Consider the following 16,774-nt stretch of genomic DNA (forward strand, 5'->3'; position numbering starts at 1 on the left):
TCGTCATCCCGTCGGCCCGGTGGTGGTGAGGGCTACCACCGGGCCGAGGACGAAGACGGCGGGCGGGCCTACGCCCTCCCGGGCGGCGACTACGCCGATCTCGTCCAGCCGGGCGCGCACCGATCGCTGACCGGGCAGCCCGGCGTCCTGCACCGCCAGCACCGGGCTCTCCGGGGCACGACCGTGCTCGATCAGCACGGTCGCGATCTTGGCGATGGTGTCGACGGCCATCAGCAGCACGGCGGTGCCCCGGGCCCGGGCCAGCGCCGCCCAGTCGACGAGCGAGTCGGGGTGCCCGGGCGGCAGGTGCCCCGACACGACTGTGACGTCGTGCGCCACGCCCCGGTGGGTCACCGGCACGCCGGCGAGGGCCGGTGCGGCGAGCGCGCTGCTCACCCCGGGCACCACGGTCACCGGGACGCCGGCCGCCGTGCAGGCCTGCACCTCCTCGTGGCCGCGCCCGAAGACGTACGGGTCACCACCCTTGAGCCGAACCACCCGGCGACCGGCGCGGGCGTGCGACACCAGGGCCTCGTTGATCGCCTCCTGGGCCATCGACGGACCACGGGGCACCTTCGCGGCGTCGACCACCAGCACGTCGGGGCGCAGCCCGGCGAGCAGCCCCTGCGGGGCGAGGCGGTCGACCACCACGACGTCCGCCGCGTCGAGCAGCGCCTTTCCGCGTACCGTGATCAGGTCGTCGGGCCCCGGCCCGCCGCCGACCACGGCGACCGAGCCATGGACGTGGTGTGCGTGGTCGTGGTGATCGTGCCCGTGATGGTGATGGTGGCCGACCGGGTCGTCGGGGTGGTCGTGCGGGCGTTGCGGGCGACCCACCTTGTCCGCGAAGCCGGGCATCAACACCCGGTACGCGCAGGTGTCGCAGTTCATCCGGATGTCCCCGCCCAGCGCCTCGGCGTACCGCTCCAGGACGAGGTCGGCGAGGGCGTCACAGTCGCCGATCACCTCGGCGACCCGGACGTCCAGGTCGGGGTGGGCGGCGGCGAACTCCGCCGACTGGGCGACGATCCGGTCCGGTAGAACCCCGGCGAACAGGAAGTACGGCGCCACCACGATCCGCCGCGCGCCGAGGCGGCGCAGGCGCTCCAGCACGGCCGGCACCGACGGCTGCGCCAGGGAGATGAACCCCGGCTCCACGCCCGCGTAGCCGCGTCCCTCCCAGAGCAGCCGGGCGACCTTGGCGACCTCGGCGTTAGCGTCCGGGTCGGTGGACCCCCGCCCGATCAACGCCACCCACGTGCCGGCCCGGTCGGCGCCGGCCGGCTCCGTGCCGGCCCGGTCGGCACCGGCCAGTGCGGCGTCGATGCGCTGTTCGAGGGCTTCGTGCAGCAGCGGGTGGGGGCCGAGCGGGCGGCCGTAGCGGTAGCTCAGACCGGGGTGGCGCTGCTGCTCCCGGGCCATCGCGGCGGGGATGTCGCCCTTGCCGTGACCGGCGCCGGTGAGCACCAGCGGCAGCGCCACCAGCGCCCGGTGCCCGCTGGCGACGAGCGCGCCGACCGCGTCGGTCAGCGGTGGGCGGGACAGCTCGATGAAGCCGCCCTCGACGTCGCCGATGTCGCCGCGACCTCGGACCCGTTCGACGAGAGCGGCGAACTGCTCGACCCCGGCCGCGCTGCGCGTGCCGTGCCCGACGATGACCAACCCGGTCATGACTTCTCCTCGACGTAGAGCAGGGCGTTGAGGGCGGCGGCGGCGACCGCCGAGCCACCCTTCTCCCCCACGTTGGACACGGCGGGCAGGCCACTGGCCCGCAACGCCGCCTTCGACTCGGCGGCGCCCACGAAGCCGACCGGCAGGCCGACGACGAGCGCCGGTGCGGCGTCCAGGCTGAGCAGTTCGACGAGCGCGGTGGGCGCGCAGCCGACCACCCAGACCGCTCCGGTCCCGACCCGTTCCACTGCGATCCGGACGGCCGCCGCCGAGCGGGTGATGCCGGCCGAGCGGCCCAGCGCGGCGGCGGCCGGCTCGGCGACCGGGCAGACCAGTTCCAGGCCGGCCCGGGTGATGCCGGCGGCGACCATCGCCACGTCGGCGACCACTGGCGCCCCGGCGCGCAGCGCCGCCAGCCCCGACTCCAGGGCTGCCTCGTCGCACACGAGGTCGTCGACGTACGCGAGGTCGGCGCTGGCGTGCACCACCCGCTCGGTCACCGCGCGGCTCAGCGGCGGCAGGTGCGACAGGTCGACGCGCTCGCGCAGGATGCGGTACGACTCGGCCTCGATGGGGTGCACCACCCGGCTCATCGGGCTCCTTCACAGGGGTCGGGCTCGACGACGCGGATCGCGTCGACCGGGCAGATCTCCAGGCACTCCAGGCAGCCGGTGCACCGGTCGGCGCGGACCGTGAGGCCACCGGCGACCGGTCGGATCGCGTGCGTGGGGCAGGTGAGCAGGCAGGCGCCGCAGCCCTGGCAGGCGTCGATCGTCACGAACGCCACCGGTACCCCCGGGGTGTGACCATCCGGCCGGCGACCAGCCGGGTGTCGCTGCTGCCGACGACCACGACGCTGTACATGTCGACGATGGCCGGGTCGAGCGTGGCCACTGTGGCGAGGTGCACCCGCTCGCCGGGGCGGCTGGCGTTGCGCACCACGCCCACCGGGGTGTCCGGTGACCGGTGCGCGGCGAGGATGCCGAGCGCCTTGCCGAGCTGCCAGTCGCGGGCCCGACTACGCGGGTTGTAGAAGAGCGTCACGAAGTCACCCTCGGCGGCGGCGGTCACCCGCCGCTCGATGACGTCCCACGGGGTGTGCAGATCGGACAGGCTCAGGTAGGCGTGGTCGTGGCCGAGCGGCGCGCCGAGCAGCGCCCCGGCGGCGAGGGCGGCGGTGACGCCGGGCACGCCCACCACGTCGATGCGCTCGTCGGCGTACTCCAGGGCGGGGCTGGCCATCGCGTACACCCCGGCGTCGCCGGAGCCGATCAGCGCGACCGCCCGGCCGGCGGCGGCCTCGGCGACGGCGGCGCGCGCCCGCGCCTCCTCAGCGCCCAACCCGGTGGAGAGCACCCGGGTTCCCGGGCGGAGCACGTCGCGGACCTGATCGAGGTACTGGTCGAGGCCGACCACCACGGCGGCGCGACGTAGCTCGGCCACCGCGCGGGGGGTGCGCAGGTCGGCGGCGCCCGGCCCGAGGCCGACGACGGCCAGCCGGCCGCGTGGCGCGTGCCGGGCCACCGCCACGGTGGCCATCGCCGTCGCGGTCTTCCCCACCAGCAGCGTCGCGTCGTCGACCCGACCGTCCGGGCCGAGCAGGGCCGCGGCCTCCGCCACGCTCGGCGTGCCGACCGCGGCGCGGACCACCTCGCTGGGGTGCGGCACGTCGACCGCCGCCAGCCGCGTCGCCGGCCAGGTCACCAGGGGTACGCCGAGCGCGTCGACGGTGCTGCGGATGCCCGCCTCGTCGGCCTTGATGTCGGCGGTGGCCAGGCAGCGCAGGCTCGCCGGGTCGAGACCGGCGTCGGCCAGCACCCGGTGCAGCAGCTCCGCCACCTCGGCGGCGGGTACGCCCCGACTCGCGCCCACGCCGGCGACCAGCGACGGCGGCCGCAGCACGGCGGTCCGCTCGTCGGACGGCACCACCCGGTCGGTGACCAGCAGCCGGTACCCGTCGTCCGTCGGGTCCTCGTCGGCGGCGCGCACGTTCGGGGGCAGGGCGGGCAGTGGCCAGTCGGCGTCGGCGATCAGCCGGACCGGCTCGCCGTCCAGGATGGCCCGGGACACCGCGGCGACAGCGCCCTGGACGGGCCAGCCGAGGGTGTCCAGCCCCGGCAGGTCGACCGCGTCGGTGGCGGTGGTGATCACCGGTCGGGCGTCCAGCAGGGCGGCGACCTGTTCGGCGAGCGCATTGGCCCCGCCGGCGTGCCCACCGAGCAGCGCCACGGCGTGCCGGGCCGCCTCGTCGACGACCACCACCGCCGGGTCGGTGCGCTTGTCGTCGAGCAGCGGCGCGACGATCCGCACCACCGCCCCGGTGGCCAGGAACGCGATGACCGCGTCACAGCCGGCCCAGGCGGTCCGCAGCGCGTCGGCGACGGTCTGCGCCTCGACCAGCCGGGCGTGCGGCCAGGCGGCGGTCAGGGTGTCGGCGTGCCGGCGGCCGGCGGCGGTGGCCGCCACCAGGCCGATCCGGGCGGGCGGGCTCTGGTCGGTCACTGGCGCTCCCCGGTGAGGACGACCACCGGGTTGGTGGCCGCGAGGCGGATCGACCCGCCGGGCAGGTCGGCGAGGCGGGCGGCGGAGAGCTGGCTGCCCTCGACCGTGTAGCCGGCGGCGCGCAGCAGACCCACGGCCGGTGCGACCCGGTCCAGTGCGGCCAGGGTGAGCACCACCCGCTCGGGTTGGCGGGCCACCACGGCGGTGAGGACGTCGACGCCGCCACCGCCGACGAAGACCGCGTCGGGTTCGGGGAGGTCGGCCAGCGCCGCCGGGGCACGTCCGGCAACCAGCCGGACGTGCACGGCGTGCGCGGCGGCATTGGCCTGGATGGTGGCAACGGCCTCGGGGTCCTGTTCGACGGCGAGCACGGCCGCGCCGAGCAGCGCGCACTCGATGCCGACCGAGCCGCTGCCCGCCCCGATGTCCCAGATCAGCCGGCCCAGTCGGGGGCGCAGCCGGGCGACGACGAGGGCGCGCACCTCCGACTTCGTGATCATGGAGTCGCGGTGGGCGTACCGGGCCTCCGGCAGCGCCCAGCCGCCGGCCGGCGCGGCGGCGGGCTGGTTGTCGGCGCGCATCCCGCCGGCCGCTCCCCTCTTGGGAACCGCGTCGGCGTGGGCGGACCCGGCCGGTACGGGATCGGCGAGGCTGAGCAGGACGTGCGGGTCGGCCCAGGTCTCGGCGGCGGCCTGTTCGGGGGTCACCGCGCGGATCCGTTCGGCGGCGGTGCCCAGGTGCTCGGCGACCAGCAGGCGGCGGGACCAGCCGATCAGGCCGGCGCCCAGCTCGGCCGCGCCGGCGCCGGGCGCGGTGAGCACCGCGACCAGTGGCAGCGCCCGGCAGGCGTTCACTGCGGCTCGGGGGTCGCGCCCGTGCGCGGTGACCACGGCGGCGCCGTCCCAGGGCAGCCCGGCGCGGGCGAACGCGGCGGCCACACTGGACACCGCCGGCACCACCCGCAGCGGCAGCCCGGCCTCGCGCAGCCGTCGGACGATGCCGAACAGGCCGGGATCGCCGCTGGCCAGCACCACGGCCGGCACCCCGGCGGCGACGGCCTCGGCGAGGCGGCGCAGGGCGGGGGCTAGCGGCCCGAGGGTGATGGTGTCCGCGCCGGCCGGTAGGGGCACGGCGGCCAGGTGCCGGGCGGCCCCGACCACCAGCCCGGCGGCGGCCAGCACCGGGGCGAGCGCGGGGTGCGGCGGTGCGCCCGCCGCGTCCAGACCGACCACTGTCACGGCGGTCACCGGGGCCACAGGCGTCACCGAGGCCATCCGCGTCATCGGGGCCACCGGCCGGACGAGGCGACGACGTGCGCTCCGGCGAAGTCGACCATCGCCACGTCCACTGTGACAGCCGGCCCGGCGAAGCGCCGCAGCACCTGGCGGACCCGCTGGCAGAGCAGGTCGCCGGCCGGGGCGAGCAGCCCGGCGGCCTCCCACAGCTCGTACGCGTGCCGCCCGGTGTTCGCCTCGGTCACGGCGGCGACGAGCGACGGGTCGCCGCCGGCCTCGGCGGTCACCGCGCCGAGCAGGGAGAGGTCCACCTTGGAGCGGGTGTAGTGGGTCATCAGGATGCCGGCCGCGAGTTTGGCGAGCTTGCCGGCCATGCCGACGAAGACCACCCCGGTCATCGCGTCACCCACGGCGGCGGTCACGGCGGCCCCGGTGAAGTCGCCGACCTCGACGAAGCAGACCTCGGGCAGGTCGGGCAGGAGCGCGCGGGCGGCCCGCTCGGTACGCCCGCCGGTGCAGAGCACCACTGTCGGCTCGCCCTGGGCGGCCATCACGTGCACGGCCTGCACGACGCTGGCCCGCCACGACGCGGTGGAGAACGGGCGGACGATCCCGGTGGTGCCGAGGATCGAGATGCCGCCGAGGATGCCGAGCCGACGGTTGGTGGTCTTGCGGGCCATGATCTCGCCCCGGGGCACGCTGATCACCACCCGGACCCCGACCTCGCTGAGGTCCACCACCTCGGCCACCGCCTCGCCGATCATCCGGCGGGGGGTGTCGTTGATCGCTGGCCCGCCGACCGCGAGCCCGAGGCCGGGTTTGGTGACGGTGCCGACGCCGGCACCACCGGCCAGCCGCAGGCCGGGCACGTCGGTCCAGTTCACTGTGGCGGTCAGCTCGGCGCCGTGGGTGACGTCCGGGTCGTCCCCGGCGTCCTTGACCACCACCGCCTCGGCCCGGAGCGGTGGGGCGCCGGTCACCTCGCAGCGCTCCACCGGGAAGCGCACCCGACGTCCGGCGGGCAGCCCGATCTCCACCTCCTGCTGGGTGGTGCCGGTGACCAGCGCGGTGACCGCGGCCTTGGCCGCCGCCGTCGCGCACGCGCCGGTGGTCCAGCCGGTGCGCAGCGCGGTGGGCCGGACCTTCGCGGTGCGCGGCAGGTCCGGCTCGCGCAGCGGCGGCTCGGCGTACGTCATGGTGTGGCTGTCCCCCCGGTGCGGGCGCTTGCCTGGCGGCGCAGCTCGGCGCGGGCGGCCGGCTCGGCCCGGCGGAAGGTGTGGAAGTGCCCGGGGTGGTAGAGGTGCGAGCGGGTGCCTTCGGCGGCGAGGGCCAGGCCGACCAGGAAGAGGGTGTGTTTCCACAGCTTGTGCTGTTTGACCGTCGCCTCCAGGGTGCCGACCGTGCAGCGCACCACCAGTTCGTCGGGCCAGGTCGCCTGGTACGCCACCACGGCCGGGGTGTCCTCCGGGTAGCCGCCGGCCAGCAGCTCGGCCTGCACCTGCCCGGAGCGGGCGGCGGAGAGGAACAGCGCCATGGTGGTGCCGTGCCGGGCGAAGTCGCGGACCCGCTCGCCGGGCGGCATCGGGGTCTTGCCGCCTTCGAGGCGGGTGAGGATGACCGACTGGGCCACCTCGGGCACTGTCAGCTCGCGTCCGACGATCGCCGCGACGGCGGTGAACGAGGACACCCCGGGCACGATCTCGACGGCCAGGTCGAGCGCCCGGCACACGTCCAGTTGCTCCTGCACCGCGCCCCACAGCGCCGGGTCTCCGGAGTGGATCCGGGCCACGCTCAGCCCCTGCTCCGCGGCGCGCCGGTAGAGCGGCAGCACCCCCTCGATGGGCAGCTGCGACGAGTCGACGATCTCCGCGCCGGGGCGGGCGTGGTCGAGCACGTCGGCGTGCACCAGGCTGGCCGCCCAGATGACGATGTCCGCCTCGGCGATGACCCTGGCGGCCCGCACTGTCAGCAGGTCCGCCGCCCCCGGGCCGGCTCCGACGAACCACACCTTGCCGTCGCTGGTCACAGCTTTCCTCCTCGGTGCTCGCGGCGGGCCGGAACCAGCAGCGTCGACAGGTACGGCAGGTCGTGCTCGGTGTCGTCGACCGGCCCGATGCGTTCACCGGGGAGCCCCAGGCTGCGTCCGAGCACCGCGTCGGCGAGGCGGCCCTGCCGACGCAGCTCGGCGAGCAGTTCCGGGTGCCGTCGCCAGCCCTTGTAGGCGACCACGGTGCCCGGCCCGGCGAGGGCGTCGGCGAAGAGCGCCAGGCCGGCGGTGGCCGGCAGCAGGGTGAGCGGTTCGCGTCCCTCGCAGAGCGGGGTGCCGCTGCGGGCCGCCAGCTCCTGCATGGCGGTGACGCCGGGCACTGTCGCCACCCGCACCGCCGGGCGCAGCGCGCGGACGCTCTGGGCCAGGTAACCGAAGGTGGAGTAGACGTTGGGGTCGCCGATGGTGGCGAACGCGAGGGACCGTGCGCCCGCGTCGATCGCCTCGACCACCACCCGGGCGGCGTCGTCCCAGGCGGCCGCCCGGCGCGCGGTGACCCCACCCCGGTCGTCCAGCGCGAACGGCAGCCGGCGCAGCCGCTCCGCCGTGACGTGGGTGCGCACTGTCGCCTCGGCCCGCCCGGCGTCCGCACCCGGCGAGGCCGCACCGGCGGGCGCGACCCGGTCCGCCATCACGGGTACGAAGACCAGGTCGGCCTCGCGCAGCAGCCGCACCGCCTTGACGGTGAGCAGTTCCGGGTCGCCCGGGCCGACGCCGACCCCGGTGAGTGTGGCGTCGGCGTTCATCGGCACGCCTCGACCAGCCGACGGGCCGCCTTCGGTTGGCCGGCCCAGTGGGTGTGCAGGTAGGACGCGTGCACCCCGCCGGCGACGAAGCCGTGCTCGGTGTCGTTCCAGCGCCACGCCGGTGCGTCGCCGTGCCCCGGGTCGGTGGTGGTGCGGTGGAACTCGTGGCCGCGTACCGGCTCGCCGGCGCGCGCCACCGGGGAGTCGGTGACGGCGAGGGCCTCCCGGTAGCCGAGGGTGAGCCGGTCGGTCATCCGGGTGGTCAGGTCCAGCCGGCCGCACATCGGTACGCCGTCCAGGGACCGCCCGAGGTAGAGCAGTCCGGCGCACTCGGCCACGATCGGCCCGTCGAAGTCAGCCAGTTCGGCGCGGAGCCCGGTGTTGTCGGCAAGCCTCTGGGCGTACGCCTCGGGGAAGCCGCCGCCGATCACGACCGCCCGGGTGCCGGTGGGCAGCGCCGGGTCGCGTAGCGGGTCGACGGTGACGACGTCCGCGCCGGCCGCGGTGAGCAGTTCGGCGGTCTCCGCGTACGAGAAGGTGAAGGCCGGACCGCCGGCGAGGGCGACCCGTGGTCGCTCGATGCCGGCCGACCCGCCGACGGCGGCGACCGGGTCCCACGCCAGGGTGGTCAGCGGCGGGGCGCTCCGGGCCAGGGCGAGCACGGCGTCGAGGTCCACTGTGGCCTCGACCAGCTCGGCGAGCGCGGTGACGATCGCTACGGATTCGGGTGCCCGCTCGGCGACCGGCACCAGTCCGAGGTGCCGGGCCGGCGCGGCCACCTCGGCGGCGCGGGTGACCGCCCCGAGCACCGGTACGCCCACCTCGGCGAGGGCGTCGCGCAGCAGGGTCTCGTGCCGGGGTGAGCCGACCCGGTTGAGGATCACCCCGCCGATCCGTACCGCAGTGTCGAACGCGGCCATGCCGAGAGTGAGCGCGGCGGCCGACCGGCCCTGCGCGGTGGTGTCCAGCACCAGCAGCACGGGTGCCTCGATCAGCCGGGCGACGTGCGCGGTGGAGGCGTAGTCACGGCGGCCCACCGCGCCGTCGTGCAGGCCCATGACGCCCTCGACCACGGCAATGTCGGCGGGCGTGGGGACGCTCGCGCCGTGTCGCAGCAGGGGGGCGATCCGGTCGGCCCCGACCAGGAACGGGTCAAGGTTGCGCCCGGGCCGCCCGGCGGCGAGGGCGTGGTAGCCGGGGTCGATGTAGTCGGGGCCGACCTTGTGTGGGCTGACCGTGAGGCCCCGTCGGCGCAGCGCGGCGAGCAGCCCGGTGGCCACGGTGGTCTTGCCGTGGCCGCTGGCCGGGGCGGCGACCACCACCCGGGGCAGCGACAGGTGCGCGCTCACCACTCGATGCCCTTCTGGCCCTTCTGGCCGGCGTCCATCGGGTGCTTGACCTTGGTCAGCTCCGCGACCAGGTCGGCGGCGGCGACCAGGCGCGGGTCGGCGTCCCGACCGGTGATCACGACGTGTTGGAAGCCGGGGCGCTCGGTCAGGGTGGCGACGACCTCGTCGACGTCCACCCAGCCCCACTTCATCGGGTAGGTGAACTCGTCCAGCACGTACAGCCCGTAGCGCTCGGCGGCCAGGTCACGCTGGATCTGCCGCCAGCCCTCCAGGGCGTCGGCGGCGTGGTCGGCGTCGCCGCCGCGCTGAATCCAGGACCAGCCCTCGCCCATCTTGTGCCAGGCCACCGGCGCGCCCTGGCCGGTGCGTTCGTGCACCTCGCCGAGCGCCCGGAAGGCGTTCTCCTCCCCGACCCGCCACTTGGCGCTCTTGACGAACTGGAACACCCCGACCGGCAGCCCGGCCGTCCAGGCCCGCAACGCCAGCCCGAAGGCTGCCGTCGACTTCCCCTTCATCTGTCCGGTGTGGACGATCAGCAGTGGCCGGTGCCGCCGCTGCCGGGTCGTCAACCCGTCAGCGGGCACCGAACTCGGTTGTCCCTGCGGCATCAGCCTGTCCCCCGTCCCGCGGACACTCCCGCGATCTTGCAGTTTCTGTTGGTCATATGCGCGCTTCGCCCTCTATGCCGCGACAGGAAGTGCAAGATCGCGGGGATGGGGGTGGGGGTGGGTGAGGGCTTCCAGGGGGGTTCGGGGGGCCTTCAGCTGGGCGGCCAGGCGGGCGGCCAGGTGCAGGCGGACCGGGCCGGATTCGCAGTCGACGACCACGCACGGAGCCCCCGTGGCGGCCAGGACGGCGGCCGCCGCTGCCGCCCGGTCCAGCGGGCGGGTGCCGGCGGTGGCCCGGCCGTCGGTGACGATGAGGACCAGCGGGCGGCGCTTCGGGTCGCGCAGGCGCTCCACCCGCAACAGGTCCGCCGCGGCGAGCAGGCCCTCGGCCAGCGGCGTACGCCCACCGGTGGGCAGCTCGGCCAGCCGGGTCGAGGCGGCCAGCACCGACGAGGTCGCCGGCAGCAGGGTCCGGGCGCCGGCACCCCGGAACGCGATCACCGCGACCTTGTCCCGCCGCTGGTACGCGTCGGTGAGCAGGGCGAGCACCGCGTCCTTCACCGTGGTCATCCGCTGCCGGGCACCCATCGAGCCGCTCGCGTCCACCACGAACAACACCAAATTGCCCTCGCGCCCCTCACGAACCGCCTCGCGCAGGTCGTCCCGGCGCAGCCGCAGCGGACCGGTGAGCCGGCCCCGGGCCGCCTGGTGCGGTGCGGCGGCGCGGATCGTGGCCGGCAGGTGCAGCGCGCTCACCCGACCCGCCGGCACCCGGGCGCCGGTGGTGCGGCCCCGCCCGGTGCGGGCCCGCGACCGTCGACCCGGCACCCCGTCACCCAGGCCGGGCGCGGTGAGCACCCGCGCCTTCAGCCCACCCCGGGGTACGGCCACCGGCTGGGACTCCCCGCCGCCGGTCGGGTCGTCGGCACCGGTCGCCGACTGCCGGCCACCGCGCGGGCGCGAGTTCTGGCCGTCGCCGCCCCGGTCACCCGTTTGGTGCTGCGGCCAGCCGTCGTCGTTACCCCGGTCGCCCGGCTGGCGCTGCGACCAGCCGTCGGTGCCGTCCGGGCCGTCGGTGCGTCCCTGCGGGCCAGCGCCGTCACCCGCCGCCGAGTGTCCGGCCGACCCGGGTTCACAGTGGTCGACGCCGTCGCCGCCCTGCGGCCCGCCGGCGCTTGGTCCGCCCCCGTTCGGGCCGCCGTCACCGGCCGGGCCACCGCCCCGCGGGGGGCCGCCGTCCGGGCCACTGTCGTCCGGGCCACTGTCGTCGGGGCCGGCGTCGTCCGGGTCGTCGGGGTGGGCGTCCTGAGCGCGCTGCAACGCCTCGTCGAGGCGCTTCTCGTCCAGCCCGGGGGTGTCGAACGGGTCGCGGCGGCGGCGGTGCGGCAGGGCCAGCCGGGCGGCCACCCGGACGTCGTCGATGGTGACCCGGTCCCGGCCGTGCCAGGCGGCGTGGGCGAGGGCGGTCCGGGCGGTGACGATGTCGGCCCGCATCCCGTCCACGTCGAACGCCGCACACACCTCGGCGATCTGCCGTAACGCGGCGTCCGGCAGTCGTACCCCGGGAAGTCGGCGGCGGGCGGCGGCCACCTGGTCGGCGATCTCCGCGTCGGCGTCGGCCCAGCGGGCGGCGAAGCCGGCCGGGTCCGCGTCGGCGGCCAGCCGGCGGCGGACCACCTCGACCCTGATCTCGGGGTCCCGGCTGGCGCCCACCTCCACTGTGAGCCCGAACCGGTCGAGCAGCTGCGGGCGCAGTTCCCCCTCCTCCGGGTTCATCGTGCCGACCAGCAGGAACCGGGCCGCGTGGCTGACCGAGACGCCCTCCCGCTCGACGTGGCTGCGGCCCATCGCCGCCGCGTCGAGCAGCAGGTCGACGAGGTGGTCGTGCAGCAGGTTGACCTCGTCGACGTAGAGCACACCCCGGTGCGCGGCGGCCAGCAGGCCCGGCTCGAAGGCGCGTACCCCCTCGCCGATCGCCTTCTCCAGATCCAGCGCGCCGACCACCCGGTCCTCGGCGGCGCCCACCGGCAGCTCGACGAGGCGGGCCGGACGGGTCTCGGCGGCGGCGTCGGCCGGGTGCGGGCCGTCCGGGCAGGCCGGGTCGGGCTCGGCCGGATCACAGCCGAACCGGCAGCCGGCCACCCGGCGCACCGGGGGCAGCAGCGCGGCGAGAGCCCGCACGGCGGTGGACTTGGCGGTCCCCTTCTCACCCCGGACCAGGACCCCGCCGATCGCCGGGGAGACCGCGTTGAGCAGCAACGCCAGCCGCATGTCGGCCATGCCAAGCACCGCGCTGAACGGGTAGGTCGTCACTGGGCCTTCTTTCGTTCGCGACTGCGGGGCTCGCAAAACCGGCTCACTCCTCGCGTTCACACCCGGTCCTCCAGGTCGCCCTCGCTGGCCAGGTACGTGTCGCGCAGCCGGTCGAGGGTGGCCGGCTCCGGCTTGGCCCACAGCCCCCGGTCAGCGGCCTCCAACAGCCGCTCGGTGATGCCGCGCAACGCCCACGGGTTGGACTGCTCCAGGAACTCCCGGGTGGTCTCGTCGAAGAGGTACGCGGCGGCCAGGTGCTCGTACATCCAGTCGTCGACCACACCGGCGGTGGCGTCGTAGCCGAACAGGTAGTCCACTGTGGCCGCCAGCTCGAACGCGCCCTTGTAGCCGTGCCGGCGCATCGCGGCGATCCACTTGGGGTTGACCACCCGGGCCCGGAACACCCGCCGGGTCTCCTCACCCAGCGTGCGGGTACGCACGTCGTGCGGCATCGCCGAGTCACCCACGTACGCCTGCGGTGACGTGCCGGTGAGGTGGCGGACCATCGCCACCATCCCGCCGTGGTACTGGAAGTAGTCGTCGGAGTCGACGATGTCGTGCTCGCGGGTGTCCTGGTTCTTCACCGCCACCGCGATCCGGGCGAACGAGCGCTCCATGTCGGCGCGCGCCTCCCGCCCGTCCAGGCCCCGGCCGTACGCGTATCCGCCCCACACCGCGTACACCTCGGCCAGGTCGGCGTCGCTGCGCCAGGTCCGGGCGTCGATCAGGGGCAGCAGCCCAGCGCCGTACGCGCCGGGCTTGGAGCCGAAGATCCGGGCGGTGGCCCGCCGCTCGTCGCCGTGCTCGGCGAGGTCGGCGGCGACGTGCGCCCGCAGGTAGTTCTCCTCGGCCGGTTCGTCCAGGGCGGCGACCCGCCGGACGGCGTCGTCGAGCAGCGCCACCACGTGCGGAAACGCGTCGCGGAAGAACCCTGAGATGCGCACTGTGACGTCGACGCGCGGGCGGCCCAGCTCGGCGGTCGGCACCACCTCGATGCCGGTCACCCGCCGGGACCGGTCGTCCCAGACCGGCCGGCAGCCCAGCAGCGCGAGCACCTCGGCGATGTCGTCGCCCTGGGTCCGCATCGCGCTGGTGCCCCACACTGTCAACCCCACCGAGCGGGGGTACGCCCCGGTGTCGGCGAGGTGCCGGGCCAGCAGCGAGTCGGCGAGGGCCACCCCGACGTCCCAGGCGTTGCGGCTGGGGATGGCCTTCGGGTCGACGGAGTAGAAGTTGCGGCCGGTGGGCAGCACGTTGACAAGGCCGCGGGTGGGTGAGCCGGACGGGCCGGGCGGCACGAACCTCCCGTCCAGCGCCCCGAGTGTGTTGGTCAGCTCGTCGGTGGTCCGGTCCAGTCGGGGCACCAGCTCGGTGGCGGCGAAGTGCAGGACCGCGGCGACGTCCGGGATCGACCGACCGGTCACCTCGGTCACCACGGCGTCAACCGTGTCCACTGCCCAGTCCAGGGTCTCCATGCCCACGACCAGCCGCCGCGCGAGGGCCTCGATGAGGTCGATCGCGTCGGCGGCGGTGCCGGCCGGCCCGTCCACCACGTCGGTCAGCGCCGCAGGCAGTGCCAGTCGCTGTCCCGGCGACGCGAGCAGCTCCTGCTCGTCGAGGGAGTACGCGACGGCGAGGGCCTGTCGCAGGCCGGGCAGGGCCCGGGCGCCGCCCCAGATCTGTGGTGCGCGCAGCACCGCCAGGACCAGGTTGACCCGGGGCTCACCGGTGGGCGCGTCGGCGAGGATGTGCAGCCCGTCGCGGATCTGCACATCCTTGACCTCGCACAGGTACCCGTCGAGGTGCAGCACGAAGTCGTCGAAGTCGTCCGCGTCGGGCATCGCCTCGGCGTGCAGGTCGTGGTGCAGCTCGGCGGCGCGCACCAGGTCCCAGATCTGGGCCCGTACGGTGGGCACCTTGGCCGGATCGAGGGCCTGCACTGTCGCGTACTCGTCGAGCAGTTGTTCCAGTTTGGCCAGGTCGCCGTAGGTCTCGGCGCGGGCCATCGGCGGGACCAGGTGGTCGACGACCACGGCGTGCGCCCGCCGCTTGGCCTGGGTGCCCTCGCCGGGGTCGTTGACGATGAACGGGTACACCAGCGGCAGGTCGCCGAGGACCGCGTCGGGCGCGCAGTCCTCGGCCAGGCCGAGGCCCTTGCCGGGCAGCCACTCCAGGGTGCCGTGCTTACCGAGGTGCACCACGGCGTCCGCGCCGAAGCCGCCGTCCGCGACCGGTGCGGTCAGCCAGCGGTACGCGGCCAGGTAGTGGTGGCTGGGCGGCAGGTCCGGGTCGTGGTAGATGGCGATCGGGTTCTCCCCGAAACCGCGGGGCGGCTGGATCAGCAGCACCACGTTGCCGAAGCGCAGCCCCGCGAGCACGATGTCGCCGCCCTCGGTGTACAGCTCGCCCGGCGGCTCACCCCAGTGCTCCCGCATCCGCCCGCGCAGCTCGGCCGGGACCTCGTCGAACCAGCGCCGGTACGTCGGTCCCGGTATCCGGGCCTCGGCGGCGGCCAACTGTTCCGGGGTGAGCCACTCCACGTCGTGACCACCGGCGGCGATCAGCGCGTGGATCAGCGCGTCGCCGTCGTCGGGCGGTGGCGCGTCACCCAGGTCGTAGCCGGCCTCAACCAGCGCGGCGAACAGCCGGACCGCCGAGGCCGGGGTGTCCAACCCGACGGCGTTGCCGACCCGGGAGTGCTTGGTGGGGTACGAGCTGAGCACCACGGCGACCCGCTTGTCGGCGTGCGGCACGTACCGCAGCCGGGCGTGGCGCACCGCGAGCCCGGCGACCCGGGCGGCCCGCTCGGGATCGGCGGCGTAGACCGAGAGCCCGTCGGCGTCGATCTGCTTGAACGAGAACGGCACGGTGACGATCCGGCCGTCGAACTCGGGGATGGCCACCTGCATGGCGGCATCCAGAGGGGACAGGCCGGCGTCGCTGTCGGCCCACTGCGCGCGGGTGCTGGTGAGGCAGAGCGCCTGGATGACCGGCACGTCCAGGGCGGCCAGCGCACCGACGTCCCAGGCGTCCTCGTCGCCGCCACCGGAGGCGTCCGCGGCGACCGCGCCGCCGGCCGCGAGCACCGTGACCAGCAGCGCGTCACAGCGGGCGAAGAGTCCGAGTGGGCCGGCGCCCGCGGTCAGCCCGCGCAGCGAGCCGCAGAAGATCGGCAGCGGGTTGCCGCCCGCTTTGCGGACCGCGTCCGCGAGCACGTCGACGAAGTCGGTGTTGCCGGCGAGGGCGTGCGCCCGGTAGAAGACGATCCCCACCGTGGGCCGATCCGGGTCGGCGGGGTGTTCGCCGTGCACGCCGTACGCCGGGGTGGGCGCGGGTGCGGCGAACCCCTCCCCGGTGAGCAGCACCGTGTCGGAGAGGAACCGGGCCAACTGCCCCAGGTTGTCCGGACCGCCCTCCACCAGGTACGCCAGCGACTGGGTGACCACCCCGGACGGCACTGTGGAGATGGCCATCAGCTCCGCGTCGGGCAGCGCCTCGCCGCCGAGCACGACCGTCGGCACGCCGGTGGCGAGCACCGCGGCGAGGCCGTCCGGCCACGCCTGCCGACCGCCGAGCAGGCGTACGACGACGAGGGCGACCCCGTCGAGCAGGGCGGGCACCTCGTCGGCGGCGACCCGCGCGGGGTTGGCGAGCCGGTAGTCGGCGCCGCTGGCGCGGGCGGCCAGCAGGTCGGTGTCGGCGGTGGACAGCAGCAGGATGCGCACGGCAGGCTCCGGAAAGTGACGCCCTGGGCCCTCACGGGGGCGACCGGGGCGATTCGGGTGGGTACGGCGTCAGCCGGTACGACGGCCCGAGCGAACGGCACACCGACGCATGGGTCGGGGCCGGTCAGCGCCGGGCGATCAGCTCAGCGGTGCCGGTGGCCGGTGTCCTTGGAATGCGCTGCCTGGAGCGCAATACGACGACAATCGTCGATGAATGAGACGCCGTGCGTCATCGGGTCCTCCTCGGGTGTCCACGCCCTGGGGTACGTCCCGACGGCCGAAGTATCCTGGCTTCCGGATCGACGCTCTCCCCCGGCCTTCCAACCGCAGACACACGGCCGTGACTCACGAGGGGGGATCGCTCCCCGGTGACAGTGGCGGGACCGCGTCGGATTCGCACCGACTTCCTTCACTGCCGTCAGGCCGCGAATGCTGCCACACCGCCGCGCCGCCGGTCAACGCGGACCCCACCACCATCCGACCACGCCCACCACATTGACCTGCGAAAATATCGGCGTGCGGGTGATGCCTCTCGCCGCAACGGCGGCTGGGCGGACTGATTGACCGGCCTCGCGGAG

Annotated in this window: 12 protein-coding genes and 1 riboswitch; all 12 genes read right to left on the reverse strand. The window is 75.3% G+C overall.

Annotation, left to right across the window (positions count from 1 at the left end):
* Positions 1-3 precede the first annotated feature (3 nt).
* The 12 genes from cobA to cobN all read right to left on the reverse strand — a co-directional run bounded on the left by cobA (position 4) and on the right by cobN (position 16,196).
* Positions 4-1,671 carry a uroporphyrinogen-III C-methyltransferase gene (cobA, locus tag FB453_RS07455; protein WP_145788581.1) on the reverse strand — a complete coding sequence of 556 codons (1,668 nt, stop codon included), beginning with the start codon at positions 1,669-1,671 and terminating at the stop codon, positions 4-6.
* Positions 1,668-2,264: a precorrin-8X methylmutase gene (locus FB453_RS07460; protein ID WP_145788582.1), complete on the reverse strand. Its 597-nt coding sequence runs from the start codon at positions 2,262-2,264 to the stop codon at positions 1,668-1,670. The genes cobA and FB453_RS07460 overlap by 4 nt, the downstream gene beginning before the upstream one ends.
* Complete coding sequence (locus FB453_RS07465; protein ID WP_112601048.1) at positions 2,261-2,458, reverse strand: DUF362 domain-containing protein; 198 nt, start codon at positions 2,456-2,458, stop codon at positions 2,261-2,263. Before FB453_RS07465 ends, FB453_RS07460 begins: the two co-directional genes overlap by 4 nt.
* The gene (gene cobJ / locus FB453_RS07470; RefSeq protein ID WP_145788584.1) at positions 2,446-4,173 is read right to left on the reverse strand and encodes a precorrin-3B C(17)-methyltransferase; all 1,728 of its coding nucleotides are present in this window, start codon (positions 4,171-4,173) and stop codon (positions 2,446-2,448) included. Before cobJ ends, FB453_RS07465 begins: the two co-directional genes overlap by 13 nt.
* Positions 4,170-5,456, reverse strand: a complete 1,287-nt coding sequence (gene cbiE / locus FB453_RS07475) for a precorrin-6y C5,15-methyltransferase (decarboxylating) subunit CbiE (protein ID WP_145788588.1) — start codon at positions 5,454-5,456, stop codon at positions 4,170-4,172. Before cbiE ends, cobJ begins: the two co-directional genes overlap by 4 nt.
* Positions 5,453-6,604, reverse strand: a complete 1,152-nt coding sequence (locus FB453_RS07480; RefSeq protein ID WP_145788590.1) for a cobalt-precorrin-5B (C(1))-methyltransferase — start codon at positions 6,602-6,604, stop codon at positions 5,453-5,455. The genes cbiE and FB453_RS07480 overlap by 4 nt, the downstream gene beginning before the upstream one ends.
* Entirely contained in the window at positions 6,601-7,434 is an 834-nt protein-coding gene (gene cobM, locus FB453_RS07485; protein ID WP_145788592.1) for a precorrin-4 C(11)-methyltransferase, read from the reverse strand. The genes FB453_RS07480 and cobM overlap by 4 nt, the downstream gene beginning before the upstream one ends.
* Entirely contained in the window at positions 7,431-8,201 is a 771-nt protein-coding gene (gene cobI / locus FB453_RS07490) for a precorrin-2 C(20)-methyltransferase (protein WP_145788594.1), read from the reverse strand. Before cobI ends, cobM begins: the two co-directional genes overlap by 4 nt.
* Positions 8,198-9,553 (reverse strand): cobyrinic acid a,c-diamide synthase CobB, encoded by a 1,356-nt coding sequence (locus FB453_RS07495; RefSeq protein WP_145788596.1) that lies wholly within the window; start codon positions 9,551-9,553, stop codon positions 8,198-8,200. The genes cobI and FB453_RS07495 overlap by 4 nt, the downstream gene beginning before the upstream one ends.
* Positions 9,547-10,158, reverse strand: a complete 612-nt coding sequence (cobO, locus tag FB453_RS07500; protein WP_145788598.1) for a cob(I)yrinic acid a,c-diamide adenosyltransferase — start codon at positions 10,156-10,158, stop codon at positions 9,547-9,549. The genes FB453_RS07495 and cobO overlap by 7 nt, the downstream gene beginning before the upstream one ends.
* Positions 10,159-10,230: 72 nt before the next feature.
* Positions 10,231-12,531, reverse strand: coding sequence for a magnesium chelatase subunit D family protein (locus tag FB453_RS07505; protein WP_486480195.1), 2,301 nt, complete (start codon positions 12,529-12,531; stop codon positions 10,231-10,233).
* Positions 12,528-16,196, reverse strand: coding sequence for a cobaltochelatase subunit CobN (gene cobN, locus FB453_RS07510; protein ID WP_145788600.1), 3,669 nt, complete (start codon positions 16,194-16,196; stop codon positions 12,528-12,530). The genes FB453_RS07505 and cobN overlap by 4 nt, the downstream gene beginning before the upstream one ends.
* A gap of 258 nt (positions 16,197-16,454) precedes the next feature.
* A riboswitch (cobalamin riboswitch) is annotated at positions 16,455-16,631 on the reverse strand.
* Positions 16,632-16,774 lie beyond the last annotated feature (143 nt).

The sequence above is a fragment of the Micromonospora sp. CNZ322 genome, from assembly GCF_007827755.1.